This window comes from Bradyrhizobium sp. USDA 4449 (genome assembly GCF_054056275.1).
Window position 1 is genome coordinate 7385588 of record NZ_JBSRYD010000001.1, and the last position, 13306, is coordinate 7398893.

General features: G+C 65.2%; 13 protein-coding genes. 7 read left to right on the forward strand and 6 right to left on the reverse strand.

Features of this window, described 5'->3' with window-relative positions; all coding sequences use genetic code 11:
* Genes ACVIIW_RS34855 through ACVIIW_RS34865 form a run of 3 tightly spaced genes read left to right on the forward strand, consistent with a single transcriptional unit; the run spans position 1 to position 2793 of the window.
* Entirely contained in the window at positions 1–774 is a 774-nt protein-coding gene (locus ACVIIW_RS34855) for an ABC transporter permease (RefSeq protein ID WP_092238048.1), read from the forward strand.
* Positions 771–1556: an ABC transporter ATP-binding protein gene (locus tag ACVIIW_RS34860; protein WP_456704845.1), complete on the forward strand. Its 786-nt coding sequence runs from the start codon at positions 771–773 to the stop codon at positions 1554–1556. The genes ACVIIW_RS34855 and ACVIIW_RS34860 overlap by 4 nt, the downstream gene beginning before the upstream one ends.
* On the forward strand, positions 1549–2793 hold the full coding sequence (locus ACVIIW_RS34865; protein ID WP_456704846.1) for a hydantoinase/carbamoylase family amidase: 1245 nt from the start codon (positions 1549–1551) through the stop codon (positions 2791–2793). The genes ACVIIW_RS34860 and ACVIIW_RS34865 overlap by 8 nt, the downstream gene beginning before the upstream one ends.
* Positions 2794–2802: 9 nt before the next feature.
* Here ACVIIW_RS34865 and iolE read toward each other — a convergent pair whose 3' ends face one another.
* Both iolE and iolD read right to left on the reverse strand, forming a co-directional pair.
* On the reverse strand, positions 2803–3702 hold the full coding sequence (gene iolE, locus ACVIIW_RS34870) for a myo-inosose-2 dehydratase (RefSeq protein WP_456704847.1): 900 nt from the start codon (positions 3700–3702) through the stop codon (positions 2803–2805).
* A gap of 15 nt (positions 3703–3717) precedes the next feature.
* Positions 3718–5559: a 3D-(3,5/4)-trihydroxycyclohexane-1,2-dione acylhydrolase (decyclizing) gene (gene iolD / locus ACVIIW_RS34875; RefSeq protein ID WP_456704848.1), complete on the reverse strand. Its 1842-nt coding sequence runs from the start codon at positions 5557–5559 to the stop codon at positions 3718–3720.
* A gap of 212 nt (positions 5560–5771) precedes the next feature.
* On the opposite strand from iolD, the gene iolG reads away from it, so the two are divergent.
* Both iolG and ACVIIW_RS34885 read left to right on the forward strand, forming a co-directional pair.
* On the forward strand, positions 5772–6764 hold the full coding sequence (gene iolG, locus ACVIIW_RS34880; protein WP_456704849.1) for an inositol 2-dehydrogenase: 993 nt from the start codon (positions 5772–5774) through the stop codon (positions 6762–6764).
* A gap of 2 nt (positions 6765–6766) precedes the next feature.
* Positions 6767–7549, forward strand: coding sequence for an inositol monophosphatase family protein (locus ACVIIW_RS34885; RefSeq protein WP_456704850.1), 783 nt, complete (start codon positions 6767–6769; stop codon positions 7547–7549).
* Between the two features lie 49 nt (positions 7550–7598).
* On the opposite strand, the gene ACVIIW_RS34890 is transcribed toward ACVIIW_RS34885, so the two are convergent.
* Entirely contained in the window at positions 7599–8489 is an 891-nt protein-coding gene (locus ACVIIW_RS34890; RefSeq protein ID WP_456704851.1) for an RNA polymerase sigma factor, read from the reverse strand.
* Between the two features lie 20 nt (positions 8490–8509).
* On the reverse strand, positions 8510–8818 hold the full coding sequence (locus ACVIIW_RS34895) for a hypothetical protein (RefSeq protein ID WP_456704852.1): 309 nt from the start codon (positions 8816–8818) through the stop codon (positions 8510–8512).
* A gap of 166 nt (positions 8819–8984) precedes the next feature.
* Here ACVIIW_RS34895 and ACVIIW_RS34900 point away from each other — a divergent pair, with 166 nt between their 5' ends.
* Positions 8985–9167 carry a hypothetical protein gene (locus ACVIIW_RS34900; protein ID WP_456704853.1) on the forward strand — a complete coding sequence of 61 codons (183 nt, stop codon included), beginning with the start codon at positions 8985–8987 and terminating at the stop codon, positions 9165–9167.
* 10 nt (positions 9168–9177) lie between these two features.
* Complete coding sequence (locus ACVIIW_RS34905; protein WP_456704854.1) at positions 9178–9738, forward strand: MFS transporter; 561 nt, start codon at positions 9178–9180, stop codon at positions 9736–9738.
* A gap of 20 nt (positions 9739–9758) precedes the next feature.
* On the opposite strand, the gene rhaI is transcribed toward ACVIIW_RS34905, so the two are convergent.
* Together rhaI and ACVIIW_RS34915 are read right to left on the reverse strand one after the other, a co-directional pair.
* A complete protein-coding gene (rhaI, locus tag ACVIIW_RS34910) occupies positions 9759–11057 on the reverse strand; it encodes an L-rhamnose catabolism isomerase (protein WP_456704855.1) in 1299 nt (432 codons plus the stop codon).
* On the reverse strand, positions 11054–13150 hold the full coding sequence (locus tag ACVIIW_RS34915; protein ID WP_456704856.1) for a bifunctional rhamnulose-1-phosphate aldolase/short-chain dehydrogenase: 2097 nt from the start codon (positions 13148–13150) through the stop codon (positions 11054–11056). The genes rhaI and ACVIIW_RS34915 overlap by 4 nt, the downstream gene beginning before the upstream one ends.
* Between the last annotated feature and the right edge of the window lie 156 nt (positions 13151–13306).

The following is a 13306-nucleotide window of genomic DNA, read 5'->3' on the forward strand; positions in this document are numbered from 1 at the left end:
ATGCGTCCTCTGGATTCCGTGACATCGAGGCAGCGCGTGGCCTACGGCCTCGCGTTCTTCGTGCTGTTCGTCGCCCTCTGGTCCTGGGCGACCTTCGGCGGTCATGTGTCGAAGACATTCCTCGCCAATCCGCTGACCATGGTGCAGGAGGGCTATGACCTCCTGGCCAAGCAGGGCTTCCTGCTCGACATCGGCATGACGGTCTGGCGCGTCGTCGGCGGCTTTGCGCTGGCCGCGGTCATCGCGGTGCCGCTCGGCGTGCTCATGGGCGCCTACAAGCCGATCGAAGCGTTCCTCGAGCCGTTCGTGTCCTTTGCGCGCTATTTGCCGGCATCGGCTTTCATTCCCCTGTTGATCCTGTGGGCCGGCATCGGCGAGTTGCAGAAGCTGCTGGTCATCTTCATCGGCTCGGTGTTCCAGGTCATTCTGATGGTCGCCGTGACCGTCGGCGCGACGCGACGCGATCTGGTGGAAGCCGCCTATACTTTGGGGGCCAGCGACCGCGGCATCATCCGCAGGGTGCTGCTGCCCTCCTCCGCGCCTGAGATCGCGGAAATCCTGCGGCTGGTGCTGGGCTGGGCCTGGACCTATGTCATTGTCGCCGAGCTGATCGGCTCGTCCTCCGGCATCGGCCATATGATCACCGACAGCCAGGCGTTGCTCAACACCGGGCAGATCATCTTCGGCATCATCGTGATCGGATTGATCGGCCTGCTCTCGGATTTCATGTTCAAGGCGTTCAATGCCTGGCTGTTTCCGTGGAGGCTCGCATGACCACGCTCAAGATCGAGCAGGTCTCGCGCACCTTCCCGGCCCGTCACGGCAATGCGCCGACCAAGGCGCTGGAGCCGACCGATCTGGTCATCGGCAACAACGACTTCGTCACCATCCTCGGTCCGTCCGGCTGCGGCAAGTCCACGCTGCTGCGCATCGTCGCCGGCCTCGACCGTCCGAGCAGCGGCCGCGTCACGCTCGATGGCCGCGAAGTCACCGGCCCCGGCGCCGATCGCGGCATGGTGTTCCAGTCCTACACGCTGTTTCCCTGGCTGACCGTGCGCGAGAACATCGCCTTCGGCCTGCGTGAGCGCGGCTTGCCGGAAGCGGAGCGCAACAAAGTCGCCGACGCGTTCATCCGCCAGGTGGGACTATCAGGCTTCGAGAACCATTGGCCCAAGCAGCTTTCCGGCGGCATGCAGCAGCGCACGGCGATTGCGCGTGCACTCGCCAATGATCCGAAGATCCTCTTGCTGGACGAGCCCTTCGGCGCGCTTGATAACCAGACCCGCGCCCTGATGCAGGAAATGCTGCTGGGCATCTGGGAGCGCGATCAGAAGACCGTGCTGTTCGTGACCCACGACATCGAAGAAGCGATCTTCCTCGGCAGCCGCGTCATCGTGATGAGCGCGCGCCCCGGCCGGATCAAGGCCGAGATCGCCGTCGACCTGCCGCATCCACGCTCCTACAAGATCAAGACCACCCCCGAGTTCGTCCAGCTCAAGGAACGCCTGGTCGAGGAGATCCGCACCGAGGCGCTGAAGGTTGCCGAACATGCCTGACACCAATCCGCACGCCGACGGTCAGCGTGTCCTCGCCGATCTCAATGCGCTCCGCGCCTTCGGCACCTACAAGACCGGCGTGCACAAGCCGACCTTTTCGGAGCCGCACAGGCAGTCGCTCGATTGGCTGGTGCGCAAGCTGCCGGAGGCCGGCCTCACGGGTGCGATCGACGGCATCGGCAACATCGTGGGCACCAGCGCGAAGCCCGGGCGAAAGCTGCTCGCCGGATCGCACCTCGAAAGCCAGAACTACGCCGGCTGGCTGGATGGCCCGCTCGGCGTCGTGTATGCGCTGGAGGCCGCACGGGTGCTCAATGCCGATCCTTCCGTGCAGGGCGCGGTCGAAGTCGCCGCGTGGTGCGACGAGGAGGGGCATTTCGGCAGCTTCCTCGGCTCACGCTCCTATGTCGGGCAGGTAAGCGAGGCCGAGATCGACGCCGCGCGCGATCGCACCAATGGACGCACCATGCGCGACGCGCTTCTCGACATGGGGCTCGCCGGACGTCCGCGTGTCAGCGCCGAGCCGGGACGGCACGTCGGCTATCTCGAGGCGCATATCGAGCAGGGCGACACGCTCGAAAGCGGCAACCTCGCGATCGGTGTCGTGACCTCCATCGTCGGCATCTGGCAGTACCGCATCAGCTTCACCGGCGAGCAGAACCATGCCGGAACCACGCGCATGGCGGTGCGCAAGGATGCCGGCCTGGCCCTGGCCAAGTTCTGCGTCGCGATCGACGAGCGTTTCCCGGCTGCGTGTGGGACGCGCACGGTCTGGACCACGGGCCGCATCACGCTCGATCCGGGCGCACCGAGCATCATTCCCGGCACTGCCGAGATGCTGTTCCAGATCCGCGACGACAATCCGGCCGTGATCGCGCGGCTGGAGCAGTTGCTGCAAACGATGGCGGCTGAGGTCACCGCGAAAGGCCCCTGCTCCGTCGCCGTGGTGAAAATCCGCACCGGCGCGCCTGCCATGATGAACGCGGGCATTCAGGACGCCATCGAAGCTGCGAGCAAGGCGCTTGCCGGCGGACGATCGCTGCGCATGCCGAGCGGCGCCGGCCATGATGCCCAGATGCTCGCGACCATCATGCCCGCAGGCATGCTGTTCGTGCCCTCGATCGGCGGCATCAGCCATCACTGGACCGAGAACACCGCGGATGCCGATATCGTCACCGGCGCGCAGGTGTTTGTCGATGCCTGCCGGCGGATTCTGACCAGCCAGCTTCGTGCCTAACGTCCGGACTCAGGCGAGCCCAGCCTCCTTCAGGCTCTGCTTGAGATGGGCGACGCCCTTCCTGGCGTAGGTCAGCGGGTGCGCCTTCTCGGGGTCCTGCTCCGCCTCGACCACGACCCAACCGGAATAGCCCGGCAGTTCGCGGAAGACCGCCGGATAATCGACCATTCCATCGCCGGGGACGGTGTAGACACCCAGCTCGCTGCCTTGCCCCAGCACCGCATCGAGGAAGCTCCAGTCCTCGCGCCGCGCCTGCTCCATGACGGCCTGACGCACGTCCTTGGCGTGAACATGGCTGATGCGGGCGCGATATTGTCGGGCCAGCGCGGCTGGATCGGCGCCGCCCCACGTGGCGTGGCCGGTGTCGAGCAGGAGATGAGCGGCCTCGCCGGTCGCCGCCATGAAGGCGTCGATGTCGTCAGCGCTCTCCACGATGGTGCCGATGTGATGATGATAGACCAGCCTGACGCCCTCGGCGAGCGTACGCTCGGCGACCCCAGTGATACGGCGGCCGAACTCAGCCCAGTCGCCGGCCTTCATGATTGGCCGCTGCGATAGCGGCTTGCTGCGATCGCCATGGATCGCATTCGAGGTCTCAGCGAACACAAGCACTGATGATCCCATTGCCTTCAGGAGATCGAGATGCGGGCGCAGATGCCGCATCTCCTCATCGGCATCGCGCTTCAGAAGCTCCGCCGAATACCAGCCGGAGATGCAGGCCATGCCGAAGGGCGCGAGCGCGGCCTTCAGCGCCTGCGGCTCGCGCGGAAATTTGTGGCCGAGCTCCATGCCCTCGAAGCCCGCCTCGCGCGCCTCCGCCAGGCAGGTCTCGAGCGGTGTCGCACCGCCGATCTCCTGGAGATCGTCGTTCGACCAGCCGATAGGATTGGCGCCGATACGGATAGGCATGTCGTCCTCGCTTGATTAATATTTGCGGCGCACGAGCGCCTCGACATAGCCGCGCCTCGCGGCCTCGACCTCGGTGCGCTCCGAGACCTCCGGCACCGCCACATCCCACCAATGGCCGCCGGCATCGGTCGAGGGCAGCGGGTCGGTGTCGATCACGATGACGCTGGTTCGATCGTGGCGCCGAGCCTCGTCGAACGCCGCTTCCAGCTCGGCGATGCCAGCGACCTTGCGCGCGATCGCCCCCATCGCGGCGGCGTGGGCTGCGAAGTCGATCTCAGGCAGGGTCTCGTGGCGAGCGTCGCGGAGCAGGTTGTTGAAAGGTGCGCCGCCGGTCGCCTTCTGGAGCCGGTTGATGCAGCCGAAGCCGCGGTTATCGAGCACGACGATGATGAGTTTCGCACCTGACATCACCGACGTGGCGATCTCGGAATTCATCATCAGATAGGAGCCGTCGCCGACCATCACGACGACTTCGCGCGTAGGATCGGCGAGCTTGACGCCCAGCCCGCCGGCGATCTCGTAGCCCATGCAGGAATAGCCGTATTCCATGTGGTAGCCGCCGGGCGCACCCGGCTGCCAGAGCTTGTGCAACTCGCCGGGCAAGCCACCGGCTGCGCAAAGCACGACATCGCTTGGCTGGCTGCGGCGCTGAACCGCGCCGATGACCTGAGCATCGCTCGGCAAGGTTTCGTTGCCGGCAGCGGTGTAGCGCGCAGCCGTTTCCAGCCACGCCGTGCGGCCGGTCCTTGCCTGCTCGGTCCAGCTGGCAGGGGCCGCCCAGCCCTGAAGCGCGGCGCCGAGTTCGGCCAAGCCGACCTTGGCATCGCCGACGAGTGGCTGCGCACGATGCTTGCCGGCATCAAAGGCCTGCGTATTGAGGCCGACGATCCGGCACGCGGGATCGGCAAAGAGCGAGCGTGAGCCGGTGGTGAAATCCTGCAAGCGCGTGCCGATCGCGAGCACGAGATCGGCTCGCCGCGCCGCATCGTTGGCCGCGCCGGTGCCGGTGACGCCGACCGCGCCGAGATTGAGCTTGTGGTCGTGAGGCAGCGCACTCTTGCCGGCTTGCGTTTCCGCAACCGGGATGCCGTGCGCCGTGCAGAAGGCGGCAAGGTCACCTTCCGCCTCGCTATAAAGGACCCCGCCGCCGGCAATGATGAGCGGGCGCTTCGCTGCCTTGAGCAGGGCTGCGGCCTGCGCCAGCTGCTTCTCGTCGGCCCGCGCCCGGCGCGGCTGCCAGACGCGCTCGGCGAAGAACCAGTCGGGATAGTCGAAGGCTTCCGTCTGCACGTCCTGGCAGAGCGCGAGCGTCACGGGTCCGCATTCGGCCGGATCGTCAAGAACCTGCATCGCGCGCTCGAAGGCGGGCATGATCTGCTCGGGCCTGGTGATGCGGTCGAAATAGCGCGAGACAGGCCGGAAGCAATCATTGGCCGAGACGGTGCCGTCGCCGAAATCCTCGATCTGCTGCAGCACCGGATCGGGGCGGCGTCCGGCGAAGACATCGCCCGGCAGCAGCAACACCGGCAGGCGATTGACGTGAGCAACGGCTGCCGCCGTCACCATATTGGTCGCGCCGGGGCCGATCGAGCTCGTCACCGCCATCATGCGCCGGCGCCGCGAGGCCTTGGCGAAAGCGATCGCGGCATGCGCCATCGCCTGCTCATTATGCGCGCGCAAGGTTGGCAGACGATCGCGAACGGCATACAGCGCTTCGCCGAGACCCGCGACATTGCCATGCCCGAAGATCGCCCAAACACCGGCGAAAAGTGGTTGATCCCGCCCGTCGATCACCGTCCTCTGCGCCGCCATCGCGGCGACGAGCGCCTGCGCCATGGTCAGCCTGATCGTCGCCATCACTCGCTCCCACTCAACCGCGCCGTTTCGGCCCGCATCCGCCGGCCGAAATGTTCCATCATCGGCCGACTGCGCCTTGTCGTCGTCCGATCTGGCACGATGCCGTGATGCGGCTGATGGCATCGAGAAGGGCACGCGTCCGACCTTGACTAGGCGGCGCAGAGAATGGAATGCTTATCCGAATAGTCAAGCAAGACGAAGAAAATATGCCAATGCGGTTTGGACTTCTCGGCGCCGGCAGAATCGGGCGTATTCACGGCCTCAATGTCGCGGCGCGCGCCGATGCACGGCTCGTCGCGGTGGCCGACGCCTCGCGCGAGGCTGCGTCCTCGCTGGCGCAGGCTACAGGTGCGAAAGCGGCCGATGCGGATGCGATCCTGAACGATTCCGGCATCGACGCCATCCTGATCTGTACGCCGACCGACACGCATGCCGACCTGATCGAAGCTGCCGTGTCGGGCGGCAAGGCGGTGTTCTGCGAAAAGCCGGTCGATCTCGATTCGGACCGCATTCGCCGTTGCCTGGCGACGGTCGAGACATCCGGCAAGCCTCTGATGATCGGCTTCAACCGCCGCTTCGATCCGAACTTCGCTGCGCTGGAGAAACGGCTGCGCAGCGGCGAGGCCGGCGAAATCGAGATCGTCAGCGTCATCTCGCGCGATCCCGGACCGCCGCCGGTCGACTATGTGAAGCGCTCGGGCGGTCTGTTCCGCGACATGATGATCCATGATTTCGACATGGCGCGCTTCCTGCTCGCCGAGGAGCCGGTCGAGGTCTTCGCGCTCGGCTCGGCGCTGGTGGACAAGGCCATCGGCGAAGCCGGCGACGTCGATACCGCCGCCGTGCTGATGAAGACGGCGAGCGGACGGATCGCGCAGATCTCGAATTCGCGCCGCGCCACTTACGGCTACGACCAGCGCATCGAGGTGCATGGCTCGAAGGGAATGCTGAGAGCCGGCAACATCCACGAGACGACCGTCGAGATCGCAACCGGCCAGGGCTTTCGCGCCGATCCGGTGCAGAACTTCTTCCTCGAACGCTATGCCGCCGCTTATCGCGCCGAGCTCGCGGCCTTCATCGATGCCTGCGCTGGCAAGGCCGCGCCCTCTCCGACTGGTCGCGATGGGCTGCGCGCCCAGATGCTCGCCGACGCGGCGACCGAGTCGGCGCGCACCGGCCGCCCCGTCGCCATCAAGGCCGCCTGACAATGATTCCGGCCGAACTGCTGCTGCGCCGCTACGCGGTCCAGGGCCTCGTCGCCGAGGCGGGGCGCATTGCACTCGACTATTTCAGCCGCAAGGAAAGTCTCGGCGTCACGATGAAGGGGGCGCAGGATTGGCTCACCGTGGCCGACGGCGCGGTGGAGGAGTTCCTGCGTGCGCGGCTGGCTGCACTTTTTCCCGACGATACGGTGATCGGCGAGGAAGGCGGCGGCGATGCCAGCGATGCGGTCTGGATCATCGATCCGATCGACGGCACGGCGAACTTCGCCCGTGGCGATCGCAACTGGTGCATCTCAGTAGGCTTCCTGCTTGACTACAAGCCGACGATCGGAATTGTCGCCGCGCCGGCGCTCGACGAGCTCTATGTCGCACAGCGCGGACATGGCGCGACGCTGAACGGACAGAAGATTGCCGTCTCCGGTGCCGATGACATCCGACGCGCTTCTATCGAGCTGGGCTGGTCGGCCCGTACACCGTCGCAGCGCTATCTCGAGGTGATCGGCCGCGCTAATGCCTCCGGCTGCTCGATCAAGCGTTCGGGCTCGGGCACGCTGGGTCTCTGCAATGTCGCGAACGGGCGCACCGACGCTTATGCCGAGCCGCACATCAATGCCTGGGACGTCGCCGCCGGCATTGTGATCGTTGCCGAGGCCGGCGGCTTTGTGAACGATTTCTTCGCGGGCGACGGTATCAGCAAGGGCAATGCGATCCTGTGCTGCACGCCGTCGCTAGCGTCGCAGCTCAGCGACATCACCGGGATTGCCTAGCAGCCATTCCGCCGAACAACAGTCATTGCGTGACCTTTGCCGGATCCACTCACCCTCTGTCCACTGCGCATTCTGCACCATCGATCACATACGCCGCGTGACGAAAATCCCTGATGGTGGCGAGTTTGTCGGCGGACCAGTTCAGCAGCATGAAATATTTCGGCCGTCCGTTCGGCTCGTTCGGATCGAAGACCAGGATCGCCGGACGTCCCTCCACCTGTCCCGTCACCAGGCGCCAGTCGCTGACCTTGGCGTAATTGCCGAAATAGTTCGACACCTCGGTCTTGCCGTTCATCTTCTTGCGGTTGACCAGATCGAGCCTGACGTCGTCTGCGATCATGGCGCGGATGGCTTCGAAGTTGCGGGCATTGAAATGGCCGACATAGCTGTTGAGCCTGGTGCGATCGGCTTCCGACAGGCCCGACTGCGGCGCATCGTCCGGCTCCTCGGCCAACTCGCGCAGCTGCGTACGCCCGCGATGCAGCGCGGCCTTCACCGCCGGCAGACTGAAATCCATGATGTCGCAGACCTCCGCAAGCGAGCAGCCGAGGACGTCCATCAGGATCACGCTGGAGCGCTGCGCCACCGGCAGCCGCATGAAGGTTCGCAGGCTGGTCGCGGCGATCTGGCGGCTTTCAACGTCATCGAGCTGATCGGCAACCATCTCCACCTCCTCAGCCGAATGCAGCGCCTCCTGCCGGTTGCGGCGGCGCAGGAAATCCAGTGCGGTGTTGTGTGCGATACGGAATAGCCACCCCTCCGGATTGACGACGGGCGCGACCGATTGCAGCGCTTCCATCGCCTTGATCAGCGCGTCCTGCAACACATCCTCGCCATCGACGACCGAGCCGACCATGCGCGCGCAGTAGCGATGCAGCCGCGGCCGCATCCGTGCCAGCAGGTCCTCGATGTCGATGCCAGCCAGTAGCTCTGGCGCCATTGGTCCTCCGCCTCGCCTGTTCAGGACTCGTCCAGCATACGGTAGTTGCCGACGACTTTCACATCACGAACCAGCGGCGGCTCGGCGCAGCGGTCGCGGATGCCGTCCTGGAATGCCTGAAAGGCCCTAAGTTTCGGGATCGGGCTCGAGCCATCCTCGGCGGAGGTCTCGACGAAATGGATGAAGGTGTCGTCCTCCAGCCGCAGCGTCAGATAGCGTGTCCCGTCCGGACTGGCCGCCTTCAATTCCGCAAACACTGCCGCAACCAGTTCGGCGTTCCTGTCCGCCAGCTCAGGCTTGGTCTTGTATCTGATCAAGGTCCTTCTCATCGCGTGCTCCTTGGCTGAATGACCGCGTCAGCCCCTAGGACGTTGGCCGGCCGCCGAAGGATTCGCCCTGGTAGAAATTATTTCCGGGCGCATCCTTTGCGCCTCCGACCTCGTCTAGCCCGCAGAACGCGCTGCGACCGGTGGCGCGACACACGGAGAGAGGGCGATGCAGACCCCGACCATTCGCGCCGAGCAGAACCGGGGGCTTGGCGTCACCGCGCTGGCATCCTTCATGACGGCGCTGGACGCCATGATCATGACGACGGCATTGGCGGCCATCCGCTCCGAATTCGCCAGCCCGGTCGAGACGCTGCAATGGACGCCCTGGCGGGCAATGCGACCGCGCTGATCGTGGCGTCTTGTTCCTGCTGCCGCAGTTCCTGCAGGCGACGCTGGGCTTCGACGCCTTCGGCGCCGGTCTTCGCGTGCTGCCCTGGACTGCGACGCTGTTCGTCACCGCCCCGGTCGCAGGCGCGGTCGTCAACAGATTCGGCGAGCGGCCGCTCGTGGTGACCGGATTGCTGATGCAGGCGGTCGGCCTTGGCTGGATCGCGGAGATCGTAAGCCCCGCGGTGCCCTACTCCGCCCTGGTCGCGCCGCTGGTGTTATCAGGCGTTGGCGTATCGATGGCGATGCCGGCAGCGCAGAACGCCATCCTGAGCTCCGTCGCGGTTGCCGAAATGGGCAAGGCGTCCGGCCTCTTCAACATGGGCCGGTTCCTGGGCGGCATGTTCGGTATCGCCGCGCTGGTGGCGAAGTTCTCGGCCAACGGTGCGATCGATTCGGCCACGCATTTCGCGCGCGGATTCGCTGCTGCGATGAGCCTCGCCGCAATGCTCTCGCTGGCCGGCGCGCTCGCAGGTCTTTTCCTGCCGGCACGGCGACGCATGGCCGGCGCAGCCGCGCCGCAGGATGCATGAGAGAGTGTCCGGGCCCTCGTCTAGACAATGCCCGCCGAAGTCCCTCCAACCACGGGACGCTCCTTGGCCTTTTGCGCCCTGTAACCGGACCGGCGGTAGGCCGCAATCGGCGCGATCGCGCCGCCGGCGCGCATGCGGGCAACGGCGAGCAACGGCGAGACGTCGGTCGTAAAGGCGCGCTTCAACTCGAGATGCGCGCCCAGCGCGTCGTTGGCCTCCTGCGCTGCTTCGAGCGCCGCGCGATCGACGATCAGAGCCTGTGCATAGGCGCGCTGCAACTCGATCGCCGATTGCATCAGGCTTTCGATCGGATCGGTCACGTTATGCGACTGGTCGATCATATAGGCCGGCGCGAAGCCTTCCGCCTTGCGGCGCTCGGCATCGATGAGCTCGTTGAAGACCAGAAACAGCCGGAACGGCTCGACCGAGCCGCTGTCGAGATCGTCGTCGCCATATTTCGAGTCGTTGAAATGGAAGCCCGCGAGCTTCCCGAAGCGAACGAGCCGGGCGACGATCTGCTCGATATTCACGTTCGGCGCATGATGGCCGAGATCGACGAGACAATGCGCCTTGGGGCCGAGTTCCTGCGCGACCGCGAAACTCGTGCCCCAATCCGAGATCACGGTCGAGTAGAACGCCGGCTCGTACAGCTTGTGCTCGAGGAACACCCGCCAGTCGGCGGGCAGCGCCGCGACGATCTCACGCATCGCGCCGATATAGCGGTCGAGCGCCCTGGTCAGATTCGATTGACCGGCAAAGTTCGCGCCGTCGGCGATCCAGACCGTCAACGCCTTCGAGCCGAGCTTGCGGCCGATCTCGATGCATTCGACATTGTGGGCGATGCCCTGCGCGCGAACGCGCGCATCGGTGTGCGAAAGCGAACCGAACTTGTACGAGAACTCTTGCCCCGGCTGATCCTGAAATGTGTTGGAGTTGACCGCGTCGAAGGAAAGGCCGTGACTCGCGGCCTGTTCGCGCAAGGCGGCATAGTCGTCGACCTTGTCCCACGGAATATGTGGCGAGATCGTCGGGGTTGCCCGCGCCATCTGCTGGATCACGGCGCAGTCGTCGATCTTCTCGACGACATTGCGCGGCTCCCCCGGTCCTGGAAATCGCGCGAACCGCGTCCCTCCCGTGCCGACACCCCAGGTCGGAATGGCGACGCCGAACGCCATGACCTTCTGCAGCAGCGCGTCGGCGTCGATCCCGCGCCGCCCGAGTGCGCGCTTCAGGGCGTCGTAATCTTCAGTGGTCGCGTCTTGCAGCGGCGCGTTGTGCTCGGCGATGAAATCCGCGCTGATCGAGAATGGCGTGCTCATCGCGTAAAGGCCTGGGCATTGCCGGCGTCGACGTTGAGAATGTTGCCGGTCGATTTGGCCGAAAGGTCGGACGCGAAGAAGTAGATGCCCTCGGCAATGTCCTCGGGGAAAACCGACAGTTTCAGCATCGAGCGCTGCCGGTAGACCTCCTCGAGCTGGTCTTCCGCAACCTTGTTGGATGCCGCACGTTGCTGGCGCCACTCGCCTTCCCAGATCTTCGAGCCGCGCAGCACCGCGTCCGGATTGACCGTGTTGACGCGGATGCCATGCACCGCACCTTCCAGCGCAAGGCAGCGGGCGAGATGGATCTCCGACGCCTTGGCGGCGCAATAGGCCGAAGCGCCGGCCGAAGCCGCCAGGCCGTTTTTCGAGGCGACGAAGATGATGGCACCGCCGATATCCTGACGCTGCATCAGCCGGAACGCCTCGCGCGAGACGAGGAAATAGCCTGTGGCGAGGATGTCCATGTTCTTCTGCCAGAGCCCAAGACTCGTGTCCTCGACCGGCGATGCCGAGGCAATCCCGGCATTCGAAACGACGATGTCGACGCCGCCAAAGGCGCGCGCAGTCTCTTCGAACGAGGCGATCACCGCCGCCTCGTCGGTCACATCGAGCTTCACGCCAATCGCCGCGTCCCGGCCATGGCGCTTCGTGATCGCCGCGACGCGCTCACTCAATGCCTGCTCGTCGATATCGGCAATGACGAGGCAAGCGCCCTCGCCGAGCAACCGCTGCGCCGTCGCCCCACCGATGCCGCCGGCGCCTCCGGTCACATAGGCGATCCGCCCGGCGAGCGATTTCGGCTTGGGCATGCGCTGGAGCTTGGCCTCTTCCAACAGCCAGTATTCGATATTGAAGGCCTCCTGCTCGGCGAGACCCACATAGGCGCTTACGCCCGAGGCGCCGCGCATGACGTTGATGGCGTTGACGTAGAACTCGGCCGCAACGCGGGCGGTCGCCTTGTCCTTGGCAAAGGTGAACATGCCGATTCCCGGAACGAGATACACGACCGCGTTGGGATCGCGCATGGCCGGCGAGTCAGGATGCTTGCAGCGCTCGTAATAGGCGGCGTAATCGCGGCGGTATGCGGCGAGAACGTCGTCGAGGCCGGCGATCACCTGGTCGAGATTGTCGCGGGCGGGATCGTAAGGCAGCAGCAGCGGACGGATCTTGGTGCGAAGAAAGTGATCGGGACAGGAGGTGCCCAGCGGCGCCAGCTTCGCCAACGCGCTGGAGTTGACGAACTCCAGGACCTCAGGGGCGTCGGTGAAATGGCCGATCTTGCGCTCGTCCGCGGAGATCTTGCCGCGGATCAGCGGCATCAGCCTGGCCGCGACCGCGCGGCGTTTCTCCGGCGAGGCCGCTTCGACCTTGGCGCCGCCGAACGCCGGCTTCCTTTCATGCGCGGCAAGCCAATCGGCGGCCTGCTGAATCACGCGCAAGGTCATCTCGTAGCAGGATTTCGACGTCTCGGCCCAGGTGAAGAGACCGTGCCCGCCAAGCACGACGCCGACATAGTCGGGATGGCGCGCGGCCATCTCGCCGAGCTTCAGGCCGAGATCAAAGCCGGGCCGCTGCCACGGCAGGAACCCGAGCTTGCCGCCGAATACCTCGCGGGTCAGACGCTCGGCGTCTTCAGAGGCGGCAATGGCAATGACCGCGTCGGCATGAACGTGATCGACATGCCGGTGCGGCACGAAGGCGTGCAAGGGCGTATCGATCGACGTCGCGCGCGGATTGAGATCGAAGGTGCAGTGATTGAACATGGCGACCATCTCGTCCTCATGAGCGAGGCCGCGATAGAGGCCTTTCAGGCTCTCGAGCTTGTCGAGATACAGCGTCGAAAAGCCGTCGCGCTTCATCGAGCCGATGTCGCCGCCCGAGCCCTTGACCCAGAGCACGCGCACGTTCTCGCGCGTCAGCGGATCTTTCATCTCGATCTTGGCCGAGGTGTTGCCGCCGCCGAAATTGGTGATGCGCAGATCGGCCCCGAGCAGGTTCGAGCGGTAAAGCAATTGACCTGCCTCATCGAGCCCGGCGGCGAGCGCGTCGTCCCATAGGTTTGGCAGGGGCTTGGCCGCGACCTCGCTCATGAGCATCCTCCCTGTGTTGATCTCTGGCCAGATTAGGCCACGGATTCAATCAAGGTCAATCAAAGACAGTCAACGCTGCGACGCGATATGATTGACGCAGCGCGATATTGAGCGAATTTGACGGTTTGCAGTTGACCGCTGGCAAAGAGCGTGACC